The following is a 17,214-nucleotide window of genomic DNA, read 5'->3' on the forward strand; positions in this document are numbered from 1 at the left end:
TAAGGTGGATGGGTAGGGGGTAAGGGGTGGATGGGTAAAGAGTGAAGCGCCAAAGGTGGATGGATAAAGCAGACGTTAATCTACCCAGCCAGCCGCTACTCGCCTACCCGCTGCCCGTCTACCTGCCTACCGCTCCAGCCACACCTTCAGGCTGGCGGGCTGGGCGCGATCGCCCTCTAGCTTGATGCCGCGATCGTTAGAGGCCAGGTGACGGGCAATTTTGTAGACCGCCTCCACCTCGTCGCTGGCCCCTGCCTGCTCTGCCAGGGTTTCAATGCCCAGCGGCTCGCTGGCTGCTCGCAGCGCCGTCAGCACCCGCCGCTGGAGATCGAGAATGGTTGCCGCCGCTTTTTTGCCCGCCTCGACCCCCGGCTGGTGGTAGGCGTTGATATTCACCAGTGAGGCATAGAAGCTCACCGCCCGTTCGTACAGAGCAATCAGCCCACCCACCACGCGGGGGTTTACATCGGGGATGGTGATGGTCACCGAATCGCGACCGTTGTCGTACAGGGCGCTGCGGGTGCCGTAGAGAAAGCCATTCAGGTAGTCGCCGGAGGTGACATCAGGCTCCACTTCGATATCGTCCTGGTTGGGCAGGTCGTCGAGCACTTCAATAAAGGTGGCAAAGAAGTTGGGCACCCCGTCGCGCAGCTGCTGCACGTAGGCGTGCTGGTCGGTAGAGCCTTTATTGCCGTAGACGGCGATGCCCTGATGCACCACATTGCCATCAAGATCTTTTTCTTTACCCAGCGATTCCATAATTAGCTGTTGCAGGTAGCGGCTAAACAGCATCAGGCTGTCTTTGTAGGGCAGCACCACCATGTCTTTTTCGCCCTTGCCCTGGCCAGCGTGGTACCAGGCCATGGCCAACAGGGCGGCGGGGTTCGATTTCAAGTCGGGCACGCGGGTGGCCTCGTCCATCAGCTTGGCCCCATCGAGCATGGCGCGAATGTCGATGCCTTGGAGCGCGGCGGGCAGCAGCCCCACGTCCGACATCACTGAGGTGCGACCGCCGATCCAGTCATACATATAGAACTCTTTTAGCCAGCCCTCGGCCTTGGCTAGCTCGATGTCCATCTTGCTGCCTTCCATAGTGATGGCGACAGCGTGGTCGACAAAGTTGAGCCCCATCTGCTCGTAGGCAGCCTTGACCTCCAGCATGCCGTTGCGGGTTTCGGGAGTGCCTCCCGACTTGCTGGTGTTGAGAATCAGGGTGGCGGGCAGTTGGTCGAGCATACGGGTCATGGTGCGGCGCATGCCCGCTGGGTCGGTGTTGTCGATGAAGTGAATGGTCATGGGCGGTACGTCGGGCGACAGCGCCTCGGCTACAAACTGTGGCCCCAGGGCCGAGCCGCCAATGCCGACCGACAGCACATGCTCGAACCGGGGTGCTTCGGGGGGGTGAATTTCACCGGAGTGCACCTTGGCCGCAAAGTCTTCTACCGCCTGAATATCGGCCAGAATGCTATCGCGAATCTCGGGGCTGGGGGCTAAATCTGGGTTGCGTAACCAGTAGTGGCCCACCATGCGGTCTTCGTCGGGGTTGGCGATCGCCCCCTGTTCGAGCGCCACCATATCGGCAAAGGCCCGCTCAAACTTGGGGGCCATCGTCGCGACAAAATCATCGTCAAAGCGAATGCGACTGATATCGAGGTAAAGGCCCAAACCATCGTGGTAGTACAGCCAGTCTTGGTACCGTTGCCACAGAGATTGGGTCATGGGCTTGTCCTCCGCCGGGTTGATAGGTTGAATTGAGCTGCGCCACTCATCGTACTCAGTAGCTCAGTATGGTGGGCCAGTCGTAAGGGAAGGTTAACTATCTGACCAGGTTAAGGGATGTTAACCCCTCTCGCAAAGCTGTCATGCTGCCATCACGCCCGCTGCCAGAATCTGGACAACTTAGAGATTTCATATATTTTTCTTATAGGTTGGGCTTGCTGTAGACCCAGGAGTAAGGTGGTGTATGCGCGACCCATTTACTGAAGAAGAGTGGATGACCCTGCTACAAGCACCAATGCAAGTTGTCATGGGCGTCTGTCTTGCTGACCGAGTCGACCCTATTTCTTTTTTGCAGGAACTGAAGTCTGGAGTGGCTCTCGTTGAAGAAGAAATTCGGCGGGACGATCTGCCCGGCAACCTGGCCCCTAGCCTGGCTAACAGCATGGTAGCCCTCGATGCTGCCGAGGCCCTCGATGGCGATCAACTGCTGCTAAAAAAGCAGTTTGAACTGCTGGGGCTCATGCAGACCTTTAAAAGTTCGAAGGACGGTCGTGGCTATGCGATCGCCTATCTGCAAAGAGTAGCCGCCATCCTAGACACCAACGTTACCGGTGTGCAAGCTACGGCCCTCAAAGAATGGCTGATGTCGGTGGCCGTAAAGGTGGCAGAAGCCCACCGCGAAGGCGGCATTATGGGGATCGGGTCGAGCCGCATTAGCGACAAAGAGAACGATGTACTGAAGAAAATGAGTCAGGCCCTAGGTCTAGCAGGCTAACTGCCGCTTTCGCTCTGAAAACCAGAGTTTAACGCGCTATTTACCGCGATTATAGATTGACCATGGTATAGATAGCGTTAGAGACCAGGTGCAGCCCCTGTTTAGGGTCATCGGGCTTTCAGGAAGGTTCCTTATCGCTCCCGACTTCTAGACGGCGAAGCAAAAACCGTAGCAAATGCTACTTTATGATCGATAATTTCAGGTGCACAGGGCCGGTTGCTCTTGAACGGGTCCCTGGTTGATTAGCCCCATTGTTGTTGTGTGAGGAGTACCGCCAATGCTGATCGGATTTTTAATTAGCGTCATTGTGCTGGCTATTAGCCTGTTGATTATTTCAAAAATTCCTCCCATCGGGGTGGAAATTGATAGCCCGGTTAAGGCTTTGCTGGGTGGGGCGATTATTGGAGCGTTTAACGGCATCTGGGGCTTTTTCCCCAATGCGTTGCGTGGCTTTTTTGCCATTATTAGCCTGGGCTTAATTCCGCTGATTGGGGCTATTGTTGTATTTGGCTTAGCCGCCTGGCTGATCGAAGGGTTCCGTCTGCGCTATGGCATCTGGAGCGCCATTTTGGGTGCGATCGCCCTGGCCATTGTCAGCTCAATTTTGAACTTTATCTTGCAGTCGGTGGGCCTAGTCGGTGTCTAACACTGAATCCCGTTTGGTTACCCCCCGTTCAGCAGGGCGCATGCCATCCGCCCCTACGGTTTGGCCGTTTGGGAATCGGGGTTAGGCAATGCGGATGCGGTCTCAGCCGCTAGAAAAGGTTGAACGGGTAGGGGGCTTAACGGTTAACACCCTACCCTGACTCTGCTCTTTGACCTAAAGCCCTGAGCCAGTTTGGCTCAGGGCTTTTAGTTGGGCGCTAACTACCGGGAGGGTTAGCTGACCAGGGTTTGCTCGCGATCGCCCCGCTTGGTTGCCCACCAGGCAAACCCACCCCCGGTGGCAAACATCACCAGGCTATAGATCGCCGCTGGAATGGCCAGGTTGGGCTGGTTGAGCAGGGTGGGGGAACTGGCGATCGCGATCGCCAGCGTGCCGTTTTGAATGCCGACTTCCACCGTAATAGCGGTGGCATTGGGCCGATCGAGTTTGGCGACTAGGGCAATGAGGTGGCCCAGGGCCATAGCCCCCAGGTTGAGCGCCAGGGTCACTAGCCCCACCTGGGCAAAGAAACCTACCAGGCTCGCGCGCTGCTGCACCAGCAGGCCTGCAATAATTAACCCCAGCAGCGCCAGAGAGAGCCACTTGACCCTGCGTTCGACCTGGCTTGCAAACTGGGGTAGGTAATGGCGCAGCGTCATACCTACCGCCACCGGTATAGCTGTGATAACTGCAATTTGCCCAACCGTGGCTAGAAATGGCAGTTGAAGGGCAGCCGCTTCGCCCATAAATACCCCGGTCGCCAGGTTCACCACCAGAGGAATGGTAAAGACCGTAATTAAGCTGCTCAGGGCCGTCAGCGTAATCGATAGCGCGACATTGCCCCGTGCCAGGTAGGTCACCAGATTAGAGGTTGGCCCCCCAGGGCAGGCAGCCAAGATCATCACCCCCACCGCAAGGTCGGGGGTCAGAGGAAAGATCGACGCCAGCCCAAAGCCCAACAGGGGCAGCATAATCAGCTGGGCCAGCAGCCCAATCACCGCTGCTTTGGGATACACCAGCACCCGCGTAAAATCGCCGGGCGTCAGCCCCAGGCCCATGCCCAGCATGACCATAAACAACGCCAGGGGCAAAAATACCGCCGTCAAAAAAGTTGATTCCATCACTCCACCGGTATTGTGCTGCGAGTAGTTTAACCAGACGGGGAATCTGCTTTAAAGCAATGGTTGGCGGGATTGCTGCCCTACATCACATCCGCATCCCATAACCCCGCTTCCCTACCGGTCAACCGGTAGGGCGTTGGCATAGCCTGGCCGGAGGCCTGACGGCGGTTCGCCCTGAGACCATCGAGGGGAGCCAAGTAGGATTCTCGTATAACCCAGCAGGATTTAGGATTACGAGCCGAGGTAATTAAATATGCTGACCATAAACCCTAGGGCGGCGATCACCAGCCCTGCGCCCATTACATTGGTCTGCAAAGCGGTTAACCGATAGGCGGGGCGCAGCCAAAAACTTAACCCCCGACTAATTCTGGGCATAACCCCCCAGGTCAAAATTGACGATGTAATTAAATTATTGATGACCAACGAAGTCGGCATTGGCCAGGTTTGCATAATGCCGAGGGCGCTGAACACCATGCCCTGAATCATCAGCGTGGGGTAAAGGCCCAGCACCACCGCCAGCACCTGTTTCCAGGGCGGCGGCCCCAGGCTGCTGCTCTCGTCTCCCCCAGTGTGGGACGAGAACCAGCCCTCTAGCCCGGTGCTAAACGACTTGTAGCGGTAGGCCACAAAGGTCTCTCGGCCCTGCTCGAAGATTTCGGCGCGATCGCTCGACTTGAGCCAGCGGTTCAGTTCTTTAGGCGTTCTAAAGTGCACGATGGCATACCACTTCACAACCCCATCGTCGCAATCTAGGGGGGGGCAGAGGTCGGTGCGGGTGTAGCCCGAAAAGCCTCTAGCTGCTTTTGTCAGGCGAGCGTACCACTTGCGAAATAGGGCCTCGTGGCCCTTGGGCACAATGTATTCCGCCACAAAGGTCGAGTAAAAATAGTCGTCGGGGGAGACCGATGAGTCGGAATCGGGGGCAGTTTGAGAATCTTGGGAGTCGAGGGAGGCCATCGTCGCTTAGTAATGAAAGAAAAACGATCGGGCCGCAAAAAAACCGCCAATCAGCAGCAGCCAAAGCAGGTTTTGCTTAATAGTTTTTAGTTCGGCTAAGATTTGATCCGCCTGGGCGCTGGTCATCGGCATGGGTTCCGGGGGTGGAGTTGACGCACCCTCCGTCGGGGGCAGGGGAGCAGCCTTTGCCGGATGGGAGATGGGTTCTAGGTCAGCCATGAGGTCGTGATTGGTTTGGTAGACAGCTAATTCGGCCCGATCGCCTTGCTTGCAGGCCACTCTGACGGGCTGGGTTGACTCCAATGGCGCGATCTCGCCTGGGCTACCGGGGCAGGTAACTCTGCGATCGCGGCCAGCCATCTCAGTTAGGGTACTATCCCCAATCAGCGGGCTCAACACCCAGCACTCACGGGTCTGGGTCGGTGGTCAGCACCAGCACTGGAATCCTTAAGATTCTCCGGCAAAGTCACCGTTAGTTCTTCAAAGTACGTAACATTTACTTACTGAAGATATATATCTATCCTCTTGGCACAAGACATCTTAGAAGAACAGACCGAAGACCTAAATACCCTGCTGAAAAAAGCTGCTCTGGTGGCAGTGGCTTTGGTGGTAACTGTAGTGCTAAGCGTTGTGGCTGTACGGTACTCCCAAGCGTCAGAACCCTACATTCGCGAGGTTTTGGCCCTTCAGGGTGATGGCGATCGGGGTGAAGCTATTTTCAAAATGAACTGTGCCGTCTGCCACGGTCTTGAAGCCACCGGAGAAGTGGGGCCAAGGCTGGTGGGTGTGTCGGACCACAAAACCAAAGTAGGCCTGATCAAACAGGTGATTAGCGGTCAAACGCCCCCTATGCCGCAGTTTCAGCCCGAACCTCGGGATATGGCCGATCTGCTCGACTATTTAGAGCGGCTATAGCTGTCTCTATACAGCGGCAGTTTGGACAGCGGTCTGAGCGGCAATTGTTACAGAATTTTATGAGAGGGCTAAGCCCTGCTTCACCTTTAGACAGAGGGTTTATGAGTCTCCCTAGAGCGCTCGGCACCGCGTTAAAGCCTTTGAAGCAGGCATGGCTAAGGGATTACAGGGCTTGGTGTGGCGATCGCTAGGTCGCCAAAAGATTAAACTCCGCCAAGATATTTGTTTACAAAACTCCATGACTGCTGTAATCTGTTGGTACGTGGGCAACAAATCTAAACGATTGAACCCCATGTACCTTGAAACGATAAATACCAAGGACTAATACATCATGACCACTACTCTACAGCGGCGCGAAAGCGCTTCCCTGTGGGAGCAGTTTTGCCAGTGGGTCACCAGCACCGAGAACCGCCTGTATGTGGGCTGGTTCGGCGTGCTGATGATTCCCACCCTGCTGGCTGCTACCGCCTGCTTCGTGGTTGCGTTCATCGCAGCCCCTCCCGTCGACATCGACGGCATCCGTGAGCCCGTCGCTGGCTCTTTGATGTACGGCAACAACATCATCTCCGGTGCGGTTGTGCCGTCCTCTAACGCCATCGGCCTGCACTTCTACCCCATCTGGGAAGCCGCTTCCCTCGATGAGTGGCTGTACAACGGTGGCCCTTACCAGTTGGTGATTTTCCACTTCCTCATTGGCGTCTTCTGCTACATGGGTCGTGAGTGGGAACTGAGCTACCGCCTGGGCATGCGCCCCTGGATCTGCGTGGCTTACAGCGCACCTGTGGCCGCTGCTTCCGCTGTGTTCTTGATCTACCCCCTGGGTCAAGGCTCCTTCTCTGACGGCATGCCTTTGGGTATCTCCGGTACCTTCAACTTCATGCTGGTGTTCCAGGCTGAGCACAACATTCTGATGCACCCCTTCCACATGCTGGGTGTAGCCGGTGTGTTTGGTGGTTCTTTGTTCTCGGCTATGCACGGTTCACTGGTGACTTCTTCTCTGGTGCGTGAGACCACCGAGACCGAGTCTCAGAACTACGGCTACAAGTTTGGCCAAGAAGAAGAGACCTACAACATCGTTGCAGCCCACGGCTACTTCGGTCGTCTGATCTTCCAATATGCCAGCTTCAACAACAGCCGCAGCCTGCACTTCTTCTTGGGTGCGTGGCCTGTGATTGGCATCTGGTTCACCGCACTGGGCATCAGCACGATGGCGTTCAACCTGAACGGGTTCAACTTCAACCAGTCCATCCTCGACTCACAGGGTCGTGTGATTGGCACCTGGGCTGACGTGATCAACCGGGCGAACCTGGGTATGGAAGTGATGCACGAGCGCAATGCTCACAACTTCCCCCTCGACCTCGCTACCGCTGAGGCTCCTGAAATCATCGGCTAGTCTCTAGCTCTTTGATTTTCAAAAAGCGCTCCCTTCGGGGAGCGCTTTTTTATTGTCCACTCACTAATCGTGGCAACGTTCCACATCGCCAGGCTATCCCTGGCGCTCCTGCCCCCCGGCGTAGATTACATTTACCGGACAGCTTTTGTCCCAGGGAACGCTGTTATAGTGGGCAGGTTATTTCTTCCTGTGCCAGTGAAGCATCTCCTCGTTGGCCTGGGCTCCCTGCTGCTGCTAGGGCTGAGCGTTTGGGTGGTCACACCAGCTCCCACCCGCAGGTTACTGCCCCTGTCTGTCTGTGCCCCAGAGATCACCCCCTGGTTGGTGCTAGGCAATCTAGGCCTTGTACTCCTCAGTTTGCTAACCCTGCGAGACACTAGCCTGGGTCGCCTGGCTCTGGTAGCGGGTGGCCTGGCCTTGGGGCTGAGTGTCTTGCCCCTGAGCCAGCTGCCAGCGGTTAACCGGGCGGCTCACCAGAGCCTGGGGCAAGTGGCTGGGGCCGATTATGAGGCCAAGCTTGCACCCGATCGCCCGGCCCAGATGCGACCTCGGCCCATGGTGCTGGCCGATAGTTTTCGGGGCATAGCGATCGCCCCTGTCCGCGAGACCACGGGGATTGTCTTTGCAACCCCCGCTGGCGTTCCCCTCACCCTCACCCTCTACCAACCCGCACAGCCGGGGCTCTACCCAGGCCTGGTGATGATCTACGGCGGGGCCTGGCAACAGGGTAAGCCTGGTGACAATGCCACCTTTGCCCGCTACATGGCCAACCAGGGCTACGTGGTGTGGGCGATCTCCTATCGCCATGCCCCGGCCTACCGCTTTCCTAGCCAGGTCGAGGATGTACAGGCGGCGATCGCCTTTCTCAAGACCCACGCCAGCGATTACGAAACCGATGTCGATCGGGTCGCCCTGCTGGGGCGATCGGCGGGGGCACATTTGGCCATGATGGCGGCCTACCAACCAGGGCCGTTGGCGGTGCGGGCGGTGGTCAACTACTATGGGCCGATCAACTTGCTGAATGGGTACTACGACTTGCCCCAGCCCAATCCGCTCAACGTGCGTCAGGTGCTAGAAACCTTCTTAGGCGGCCCCCCCGATCAAATGGAGGAACGCTATAAAGCGGCCTCGCCCAGTTCTTTAGTAACGGCTAATTTGCCCCCATCGTTGCTGATCTATGGCGGCAAAGACCACATCGTTGAAGCTAAATTTGGCCAGGCTATGGCCGATCGCCTTAAGCAAGCTGGCAGCCCGGTGGTGTTTATTCAAATTCCCTGGGCCGACCATTCCTTTGATGCGGTCTTTAATGGCCTCAGCAACCAACTGGCTCTCTACTACACTGAACGGTTTCTGGCCTGGGCACTACGGTAACCGTGACCCATTAGCCGGTGGGGATTTCTCATCGTTGCTACGTTCCGCGTAGCAACGTCGTCAACGGCGCTCCTGCACTCTGAGAGCGGAGACGCAGAGCATCGGGGGGCCGTATCAACGCAGAGCGTTGGCACCAGCAGGCGCAGCGTCGGGGGCGATCGCACCGGTTGCTGGCAGTGGTTGATTGGTGAACGTGCCGATTCGGCGATCGCAGCGCTTCGCCCGGTGCTCAAGCCAGCGCCAGCCCCAGCGCAGCAGGTGAAGCTGGCGAAATACCTGCTGGGGGTCAGACAGGTGGGTGGTGGGTAAAGACGTGCCAATTTCTTTAAACACCAGCCCCAGGGGAACGGCAATTTCATCTTGGAGCTTCAGCAGCTTGGCAAACAGGGGGCCGTAGGCGGCGATCAGCGACCCCACCCCGCCCCGGGCCTGGCCCCAGCCAACAAACGCTAGGCCTTTGTAATCGGGCAAAAACGCGCCACCGTAGCATTCCACCACTGCGCCTTTCACCCGCTGGAGGGCCGAGGGCAAAAACGGATAGGCGACATGAAACCCCGTGGCGCAGACGATCAGATCGACAGTTTCGAGGCTGCCATCGACAAAATGGACGCGATCGCCCTCCAGATAATCGACTTCAGGCTTGGGAGTAATGCGCCCATGCCGCAGGTAGTAGGGGACCTCGTTGTTGAGAGTGGGATGTTTGTCAAACAGGCGGTGCTGAGGCTGAGGCAACCCGTAGCTGGCGTGGGTGCCAAAGGTAAGGCGAATGATGCCGTAGGTGATCAGCCGCTGAAACCATTCCGGCATCCAGATCTTAACCAGGTCGACCACGGCTACGCCCGCAAAACTTTTAGGGATAAACCACACCGACTCTCGCAGGCTAAGAAAGGCTTTTTCACCCACACGGGCGGCTTCGGCCACAATGTCGCAGGCCGAGTTGCCGCCACCGATGACCAGCACCCGCTTGCCCTGGAGCTGGCTGGGTCGGTGGTAATCTTTGGAGTGCAAGATGGGGCCGGTAAAGGTGCCCTTAAAGTCGGGGAAGCGCTTGCACCAGTGGTGACCATTGCAGAGCACAACGCCTTTATAGATGCGGGTTTCGCCATTTTGAAAGGTCACCTGCCAACGGTTGTTTTCAATCGGGTGAATGGCGGTAACGCAGCGCTGCAACTCGATCGCTGCTTTGAGCCCAAAGTGATCGGCAAAGCTATGCAGATAGGTATGCATTTGGCGGGCGCTGGGAAAAGGCGGATAGTCCGCTGGCATGGGGAAATGGGTGAATTCGGTCACCGTTTTGGAGGAAATGATGTGGGCGGTTTCGTAGACGCCGTGGTGCCAGTTGCCACCGATGTCGTCGCTGGCATCGACCTGGTCGTAGGGAATGTTGGCGGCTTTGAGCGCCTGGGCCATGCCTAACCCAACAAAGCCTGCGCCGAGAATAAGTTGTTTGTCTTGGGTCTCGATCATGGCTCTATAAATTGACAGGTTTGACGGGGGAATTCAACAGGGCATCAGTGAAACATTTTGGGGGAAACGTTTCTTCAGTGGTGGGCCGTGCCCTACAGCGGCTGCGATCGCCGGATTAACACGCCGATCTGCTGGCTAGCTCGGTAATCTACTCAGGCCGATTTGGCGGCTGATCCAATCGGGTAGGGCGGGCAGGTAGCACTTGGCGAGTCGCCCGCTGGAGGCGATCGCATCGGGAAAGACCTCGGCTTGGTTTCGCTCAATGGCGCGAATGGTGCGGGCCATGACCTTGACTGGGTCGGTGGTGAGGGGCACCGGCACAGTTTTGTCGGCTTGCTCCCACAGGCCAAAGCGGGGGCACTGGAGCAGAGGCGTGCGGCTAAAGCAAGGGCACACGGTGGTGACATTGACATTGAAAGGGGCGACTTCGTGGCGCAGTCCTTCACTAAACCCGCGCAGACCAAACTTGCTGGCGGCGTAGGCGGTGAGGCCGGGCATGGCGATCCATCCGGCGAGGGAAGAAATATTGACGATATGCCCCCGGCGGCGGGCGATCATATCGCTGGCGAAGTGGGTGCTCAGGCGCATGGGGGCCATGAGGTTGACCTGCATCAGGTGTTCCCACCGCTCGGGGGGGATATCGACCATGTGGCCCAGGATGGCGATACCGGCGTTGTTGATCAGCACATCAATGGGCGACTTTAGCGCCTGGGTTTGTCGGTACAGCTCTTCGCAACCAGCGGGGGTGGCCAGGTCGGCACTGAGGCAGGCGACGATTTCGCCGGGGGTCTGGCCCAGGGTGTGGTGGAGCTGGTCGATCTGCGATCGCAGATCGACCTCGGGGCGATCGGTCAAAATTAAGCGGCTGCCCTTCAGCAGCAGCTGGCGGGTAAGTTCTTGGCCAAATCCCCCGGCGGCTCCGGTAATCAGCACCACCGCAGACTGAAGTTGAGTCATAGAGCAAGGGGTAAAAAATGGAGCAAGCCACTCTTACTAAAGCACATTGAACTACGCATTGTTCCTACCAGTGTGGCCAGAATAGGCTGTTTGAAGCGACGGTACAAGGGAAGGGTAATCGCCCAGGAATACGGGTATGGTGCAGCAAGCAGACTACTTTTACAAAGTACGCAATAATAATTAAACCTGATTGGGCTTCAGATTAATGCGAATGCCATCGATGCATTTAATCAAGCATCGCTGAGTTAACAAGGGACGGCGCAGACAATTTTGAGCTTGCGGTTGGAACCCAGGGCAAAGCCCGATAGCCTTGAAGTCACCACTCAAAAGAAACGGCCATTTCATGGCTAAACTGAGTTTGAAAATTTTGCGATCGCCTATAGTGCATTCTTTCAATCAGCTATAATTATAATCGCAAAACTAGAAAAGCCATTCCATTTCAAGCTGGTAATCTAACTCAGCTGCTGCTTCCTCTAATGAGCTTTCAAGCATCTTTGCCTGAGATATAAAATCGCAATATTTCTTTAATGCAACATGATAGTTCGTTTCACGAACAAGAGAACGATATCTCAACTTCCATCCCGGAACAGGATCATGCTTGATTGGCCAATTATAGTTTTTCATTAACCAGTCAAAAGTATCTTTGTGCACCTTTGGGATGTATCCTAGCTTTTTTGCGATCAATTCAATGTCTTCACTCATGCAGAGCGCATAGGCCTGTGCAAAGGTGATCGCCCAATCTCTTTTTTCCTTTTGGGTAGAATAGCCTGCCAAAAAATAAATATTTTTGTCGACTGAGCTGATTAATGCTTGCATATCAGCTGCCAGATCTCCGACCAGATCCTCTTTGAAAGATGCCGCCACCTCGTCGAGCCTATTGTAGGCAGCGATAAATAATTGTGGTTCATTGGCAAACAAGTCAGAAGTGCCGATATATTTAACAGCCCTATAGGAAATTTTCCATGAACTACTCCACTCCCAATAATTTGGGTGATATGCCTTAAGCAAATTGCAAATGTTTCGAAAATAAAATATAGCCAAGGAATGCAAAGTCTTTTCATGCTTCAATCCTTGGTGATAGGAAGTATTGCGAAGAGAATGCAGCTTTATGATAGACTGAGACGTATATCGATCAATCAATCCTTGTTCAAAGGCGAATTTAACCTTGTCTCCAAAATTTTGACCTAAAGCTTTTCTCATGCTTTTAGGGATATTGTTTAATGAGCCGGAGTCATTAAGTAATTCATGCTTTTTCGCCTCATTCTGCGCGTATCTATGCAGAGTGAGTTCGGCAACATCGTCAATCAAAAGAATTGCGAAACGATCGTAATTTCTGTCTCTCATCTTTAACTGATCGAGAGCTAAGTCTAGCTGATCAATATTGTCTGTAAGAAACTGAATCATAAGTTAATTAATTGCAATAAATTTAAAAGCCGACTAGCAAATGGCTAGATCAAATTGAACAGCTAAATACACTGGCTAGTAAAGAGGGTGGGCACTCCCTTTTCCCCTTAAAAAATAAATAATTATCATAATTATTTTTTAAGGCAGAGGCACGAAGTGCTTTTGCCTAAGCTATATCCTCAGCAATAGTCTAGATACTCTTCAAAACAAGTGCTGAAATCACTGATATTCCGTTGATCAAGCCACTGCAAAAAAGATCTGGAACTGCATTCTACCGTTGGCCATTCAAAATTATTTGGAGTGTTATCTTAGAATAAGAAACGTTTCTACTCCCACCATCGACGGGGAGCGATCGCGCCATCATCATCCATTAAGCCGTTTATTTGAACGGTGCCCCCACAGAGCTTGAAAGGCGTGGCGCTGTTGGTCAGTGCGCGAACACCGATAAATAGATAACTTCGCAAATTTAACCAGCAGATTGCGAAATTAGGCTCATAGTACCCTAGCCACCCCCGCTTGATGTGCAAATTGAGGGGCTAGGGTCTTCACGTTCTGTTTTCCTTAACCACAAAAGAAATAGAACCGATGTTTGACTATCTCGACCTAGGCCCCTATGACAACCAAGGCACTCAAGGACTAAGTCCCTAAGGCTGGAGCGATCCTCGAAGGGGCTATCCTCGCTCAGTGGATGGTGATCATGACCAAAACCGTGCTGCTAGAGTAGCGGGCCACCCAGATCCCAGGGGTCTAGCGGGGGCTATGGCCTAGACACAAAGACCCGCCCTAGACCCCTGGGATCTCCACGGGCAACCCCCAGGCATAGGAAAAAGTTTGCGATACTTTAGTAATGCCCTTGTTGCTAAAGTCCCCTCGCCCACCTCAGATGCCATGCCTGCCGCCAACCCCCTGCTCGCCCTCGACTACCTGCCTGCCCTAGAGTCTCTGGGCAATGACTACTACGACATCGTCGCTGCCGCCGAATTTCCAAAGCACATTCTGCGCTTTCGCAACGACGACGTAGTGCAGCGGCTTGGCCTCGACCCCGCCACCGTCAGCGACGACCACTTTGTCGAAGCCTTTGGCAAATTTCAGGGGCGCGAGCCCTTTTTGGCCCTGCGCTACCACGGCTACCAGTTTGGCGAATACAACCCCTTCTTGGGCGACGGGCGCGGCTTTCTCTACGGCCAGGTGCGCGGCAGCGACGGCACCCTCTACGACTTTGGCACCAAGGGCTCTGGCACCACCCCCTACTCGCGCGGCGGCGACGGTATGCTTACCCTCAAGGGTGGAGTGCGGGAGGTGCTGGCGGCAGAGGCGCTGCACGCCCTGGGGGTCAACACCTCCCGCGCCCTCAGCCTGGTCGAAACCGGGCAGGCCCTCTGGCGGGGCGACGAGCCATCCCCCACCCGATCGTCGGTGCTGGTGCGCTTTAGTCAGTCGCACATTCGCTTTGGCACCTTTGAGCGGCTCGAATATCTCAACCGCCCCGATCTGATCGCCAAGCTGCTAGAGCATGTGATCGACCTCTACTACCCCGAGGCGCGGCTGTTTACCGATGCCCAAGAGCGGTATTTGCACTTTTATGGCGAACTGTGCGATCGCGTCGCCCGCCTCGCCGCCCAGTGGATGTCGGTCGGCTTTTGCCACGCCGTACTCAACACCGACAACATGTCGATCACAGGCGAAAGCTTCGACTACGGCCCCTTCGCCTTTATGGATGGCTACGACCCCCGCTTCACCGCCGCCTACTTTGACTACGGCGGGCGCTACAGCTACGGTAACCAGCCCATCATCTGCCAGATGAACCTCAAGGCGCTGCAAAAGCCCCTCAAGCTGATCATGCCCGAGGCCGAGCTAGAGGTGGCTCTAGAACCCTTTAAAGATCGCTACGCGGCCTACTACCAGCAGCGCATGCTCCACAAACTGGGCTTTGAATCGCTCGCTGATGACCTTGCCACCACCCTCGTTAGCCAAACCATTGAATTACTGAGCGCGGTAGAAGTGGGCTATCACGACTTCTTCCTCGGTCTTACCCAGCAGTTTTTACCCGAGTGGCGCGAGGATGTCGGCCAAATTTTTAGCACTACCCTAGAAGCCTCAGACCCGGCGGCGATCGCCCCGCTCGAAACCTGGCGGCAGACCTACCACCGCTGCTTGCAAAGCCTTGACGCTGGGCAGATGAGGCAAGTGGCTTCGCTGCTGAAAGGTACTAACCCGCAAACCGTGCTGCTGCGTCCCGAAATCGAAGCCATCTGGGAACCCATCACCACCGACGACAACTGGCAACCGTTCTATGACCTGCTGCACAAGATCCAGCATCCGTTTGAGCAGGAATAGGGATGCTAGGGTGTTGGCCTCGACCGTGGTGGGCAATGCCCACCACGGTCGATCCTTGGGTAGGGGTGGGCGTGACCACCCCTAGGTAAACTGAGATACATAACGTCTTCTAACGGATCTAAACCTATGGCTGACGACCCCACCCCCAGCACCCTCGCCCCGCCCCCCACCGCCAAAATTCTCCAGTGCTTTAGCGGTTCCTTTGTGGCGGGCACCATTGCCATCTTGGCCTACCGCATGATGCTGGCGATCGCCGCCAACTTTGCGGCTCGCCCTGTCTTATCAGACAACCCGGCAGTGGTAAATATTTCCTCAGCCGTGCGCACCCTGGTGGTTGGCATGGCCGCTCTAGGGGCTGGCATCTTTGGCCTCGCCGCTCTGGGGATCTTTTTGCTAGGAGTGCAGCTTTTGTTTCAGCGCCTCACCGGGCGACCCTCCACCCTGCCAGATTAGCAACCTGCGTAACAATGAAGCAGGCCGCTTTAAGGATGCAGTGCTATGGCGATCGGGGTTTGGGTCTTGGGCAATCAGCTCTGGCAAGAGCAGGCGGCTTTGGCCAGTTGTGAGGGTCAAGCTGCCTCAGTTCTCTTAATAGAATCTACCCAGTTTGCCAAAGAACGCTCCTACCACAAGCAAAAGCTAGTGCTGGTATGGTCGGCCATGCGCCACTTCGCCGACGAATTGAAGAATGCCGGGTGGTCGGTTACCTACAGCATTGCCGACGACACCGAAGCCGCCCTGCGCGAGTGGATTAACGATCGAGACATCACCGAGTTGCGGATTATGGATTCGGTAGATCATCCCTTCACGGTCTGGCTGCAAGGGATAGACCTACCCTGCAAACTCACGATTCTCGACAACAACCTGTTTCTCTGGAGCACTGCCGACTTCAACAACTGGGCCGACCAGCGCCAGGGCCTGCTGATGGAGAGCTTTTACCGCGAAGGCCGCCAGCGCTTCGACGTGCTGATGGAGGGCGACCAGCCCATCGGCGGCCAGTGGAACTTCGACAAAGACAACCGCAAACCGCCCAAGGGCAAGCTCAATACCCCTGTCCCCCGCTGGTTTGAGCCCGACGCGACAACCCAAGCCGTGATCGACAAAGTAGAGGCGTTGGAAATACCGACCTTTGGCAACGCAATACCCTTTAAGTGGGCCGTTACCCGCGATCAGGCCCTAGAGGTGCTGGAGGTGTTTATCGCCGAGCGGCTAGAAACCTTTGGCCCCTACCAAGACGCCATGGTGACGGGGGAAGACACGATGTGGCACGCCCTGCTGTCGCCTTACTTGAACCTGGGTTTACTGCATCCCTTAGAGGTGGTGGAGCGAGCGGAGGAAGCTTTTATAGAACGCGACCTGCCGCTCAACAGCGTGGAGGGTTTCATTCGTCAGGTGATGGGCTGGCGAGAATATATGCGGGGGCTGTACCGTCACTTCGACGCCGACTATGCTCAGCGCAACTGGTTTGACCACCGCCAGCCCCTGCCGGAGTTCTTCTGGACGGGGGAGGTGGAAATGAACTGTCTGCACCAGGCAATTAGTCAGATCCACCGCACCGGCTACGCCCACCACATCCAGCGGCTGATGATTCTCAGCAACTTTTCGCTGATTGCTGGGTTTATTCCTCAAGAGGTCGAAAACTGGTTTCATGCGGTGTTTATCGATGCCTACGACTGGGTAATGCAGACCAACGTGATTGGCATGGGCCAGTTTGCCGATGGCGGGCTGCTGGCCTCTAAGCCCTACGCCTCGTCGGCCAACTATGTGAACAAAATGAGCGACTACTGCAAAGGCTGTCGCTACAACCCCAAAACGCGCACCGGAGAAGACGCCTGCCCATTTAATTTCTTTTACTGGGATTTTCTGCATCGCCACCGCGATAAGTTGCAGACCCAGGGCCGCATGAGCTTTATGCTCAAGAACCTGGACCGGATACAGCCAGAAGAACTAGATGCCCTTCAGCAGCAGGCGCAAGACTGGTACGAAGCTCACCCTTGATTTCGATTAAACAGCTCCATACAGATCAATCCGGTGTCTCAATGACTCGTAGCGATTATCTTCTTTGTCAAGCTCATCCTGCTATGCGATTAGCCTCGGCGGGATGGCAGCGGAAATCAAGCCAGGAGCCCTGCCTGCATCAGACAGAGTCTTG

The 17,214-nt window shown here is 55.6% G+C and carries 15 protein-coding genes; 8 read left to right on the forward strand and 7 right to left on the reverse strand.

Going from position 1 to position 17,214, the window contains the following annotated elements:
- Positions 1-126: 126 nt before the first annotated feature.
- Positions 127-1,719 (reverse strand): glucose-6-phosphate isomerase, encoded by a 1,593-nt coding sequence (locus RRF56_RS10875; protein WP_317037666.1) that lies wholly within the window; start codon positions 1,717-1,719, stop codon positions 127-129.
- 244 nt (positions 1,720-1,963) lie between these two features.
- Between RRF56_RS10875 and RRF56_RS10880 the strand changes: the two genes are divergently transcribed.
- Positions 1,964-2,494, forward strand: a complete 531-nt coding sequence (locus RRF56_RS10880) for a hypothetical protein (protein ID WP_317037667.1) — start codon at positions 1,964-1,966, stop codon at positions 2,492-2,494.
- A gap of 280 nt (positions 2,495-2,774) precedes the next feature.
- The gene (locus RRF56_RS10885; RefSeq protein ID WP_410510592.1) at positions 2,775-3,140 is read left to right on the forward strand and encodes a phage holin family protein; all 366 of its coding nucleotides are present in this window, start codon (positions 2,775-2,777) and stop codon (positions 3,138-3,140) included.
- Positions 3,141-3,373: 233 nt separating this feature from the next.
- Here RRF56_RS10885 and RRF56_RS10890 read toward each other — a convergent pair whose 3' ends face one another.
- The 3 genes from RRF56_RS10890 to RRF56_RS10900 form a co-directional block, all read right to left on the reverse strand.
- A complete protein-coding gene (locus RRF56_RS10890; RefSeq protein ID WP_317037669.1) occupies positions 3,374-4,261 on the reverse strand; it encodes a bile acid:sodium symporter family protein in 888 nt (295 codons plus the stop codon).
- Positions 4,262-4,492: 231 nt separating this feature from the next.
- Complete coding sequence (locus RRF56_RS10895; RefSeq protein ID WP_317037670.1) at positions 4,493-5,218, reverse strand: hypothetical protein; 726 nt, start codon at positions 5,216-5,218, stop codon at positions 4,493-4,495.
- A 6-nt stretch (positions 5,219-5,224) separates the two neighbouring features.
- Positions 5,225-5,614 carry a hypothetical protein gene (locus RRF56_RS10900; protein ID WP_317037671.1) on the reverse strand — a complete coding sequence of 130 codons (390 nt, stop codon included), beginning with the start codon at positions 5,612-5,614 and terminating at the stop codon, positions 5,225-5,227.
- A 129-nt stretch (positions 5,615-5,743) separates the two neighbouring features.
- On the opposite strand from RRF56_RS10900, the gene RRF56_RS10905 reads away from it, so the two are divergent.
- The 3 genes from RRF56_RS10905 (at position 5,744) to RRF56_RS10915 (ending at position 8,897) form a co-directional block, all read left to right on the forward strand.
- Entirely contained in the window at positions 5,744-6,133 is a 390-nt protein-coding gene (locus tag RRF56_RS10905) for a cytochrome c (protein WP_317037672.1), read from the forward strand.
- A gap of 331 nt (positions 6,134-6,464) precedes the next feature.
- On the forward strand, positions 6,465-7,526 hold the full coding sequence (psbA, locus tag RRF56_RS10910; RefSeq protein ID WP_194022111.1) for a photosystem II q(b) protein: 1,062 nt from the start codon (positions 6,465-6,467) through the stop codon (positions 7,524-7,526).
- Positions 7,527-7,721: 195 nt separating this feature from the next.
- The gene (locus RRF56_RS10915) at positions 7,722-8,897 is read left to right on the forward strand and encodes an alpha/beta hydrolase (RefSeq protein ID WP_317037673.1); all 1,176 of its coding nucleotides are present in this window, start codon (positions 7,722-7,724) and stop codon (positions 8,895-8,897) included.
- 114 nt (positions 8,898-9,011) lie between these two features.
- Here RRF56_RS10915 and RRF56_RS10920 read toward each other — a convergent pair whose 3' ends face one another.
- The 3 genes from RRF56_RS10920 to RRF56_RS10930 all read right to left on the reverse strand — a co-directional run bounded on the left by RRF56_RS10920 (position 9,012) and on the right by RRF56_RS10930 (position 12,725).
- On the reverse strand, positions 9,012-10,364 hold the full coding sequence (locus RRF56_RS10920) for a flavin-containing monooxygenase (RefSeq protein WP_317037674.1): 1,353 nt from the start codon (positions 10,362-10,364) through the stop codon (positions 9,012-9,014).
- A 135-nt stretch (positions 10,365-10,499) separates the two neighbouring features.
- Positions 10,500-11,321, reverse strand: a complete 822-nt coding sequence (locus tag RRF56_RS10925; protein WP_317037675.1) for an SDR family NAD(P)-dependent oxidoreductase — start codon at positions 11,319-11,321, stop codon at positions 10,500-10,502.
- Between the two features lie 420 nt (positions 11,322-11,741).
- Entirely contained in the window at positions 11,742-12,725 is a 984-nt protein-coding gene (locus RRF56_RS10930) for a hypothetical protein (protein ID WP_317037676.1), read from the reverse strand.
- 888 nt (positions 12,726-13,613) lie between these two features.
- Here RRF56_RS10930 and RRF56_RS10935 point away from each other — a divergent pair.
- The 3 genes from RRF56_RS10935 (at position 13,614) to RRF56_RS10945 (ending at position 17,060) form a co-directional block, all read left to right on the forward strand.
- Positions 13,614-15,062 (forward strand): protein adenylyltransferase SelO, encoded by a 1,449-nt coding sequence (locus tag RRF56_RS10935; protein ID WP_317037677.1) that lies wholly within the window; start codon positions 13,614-13,616, stop codon positions 15,060-15,062.
- A 126-nt stretch (positions 15,063-15,188) separates the two neighbouring features.
- Positions 15,189-15,515: a DUF3082 domain-containing protein gene (locus RRF56_RS10940; protein WP_317037678.1), complete on the forward strand. Its 327-nt coding sequence runs from the start codon at positions 15,189-15,191 to the stop codon at positions 15,513-15,515.
- A gap of 45 nt (positions 15,516-15,560) precedes the next feature.
- Positions 15,561-17,060: a cryptochrome/photolyase family protein gene (locus RRF56_RS10945; protein WP_317037679.1), complete on the forward strand. Its 1,500-nt coding sequence runs from the start codon at positions 15,561-15,563 to the stop codon at positions 17,058-17,060.
- Positions 17,061-17,214 lie beyond the last annotated feature (154 nt).

The organism is Nodosilinea sp. E11, assembly GCF_032813545.1.
In the GTDB taxonomy this organism is placed as follows: Bacteria; Cyanobacteriota; Cyanobacteriia; order Phormidesmidales; family Phormidesmidaceae; genus Nodosilinea.